The following is a 430-nucleotide window of genomic DNA, read 5'->3' as shown; positions in this document are numbered from 1 at the left end:
TGCACTCCTGACTCCTTTTGACCAACAACAAGCACTGGATAAAGCGAGTCTGCGTCGCTTGGTTCAGTTCAATATTCAGCAGGGCATCGACGGTTTATACGTGGGTGGTTCGACCGGCGAGGCCTTTGTACAAAGCCTTTCCGAGCGTGAACAGGTACTGGAAATCGTCGCCGAAGAGGCGAAAGGTAAGATTAAACTCATCGCCCACGTCGGTTGCGTCAGCACCGCCGAAAGCCAACAACTTGCGGCATCGGCTAAACGTTATGGCTTCGATGCCGTCTCCGCCGTCACGCCGTTCTACTATCCTTTCAGCTTTGAAGAACACTGCGATCACTATCGGGCAATTATTGATTCGGCGGATGGTTTGCCGATGGTGGTGTACAACATTCCAGCCCTGAGTGGGGTAAAACTGACCCTGGATCAGATCAAC

The 430-nt window shown here is 52.3% G+C and carries 1 protein-coding gene; it reads left to right on the top strand.

The features are described from left to right. The coding region (locus tag K0039_RS25585; RefSeq protein WP_228106934.1) for a dihydrodipicolinate synthase family protein at positions 1 to 430 on the top strand (430 nt) is incomplete at both ends.

This window comes from Terrisporobacter mayombei (assembly GCF_020748465.1).
In the GTDB taxonomy this organism is placed as follows: Bacteria; Bacillota; Clostridia; order Peptostreptococcales; family Peptostreptococcaceae; genus Terrisporobacter; species Terrisporobacter mayombei.
Note: the sequence above shows the minus strand (reverse complement) of the source record. Positions and strands in the feature narration are given on the sequence as shown.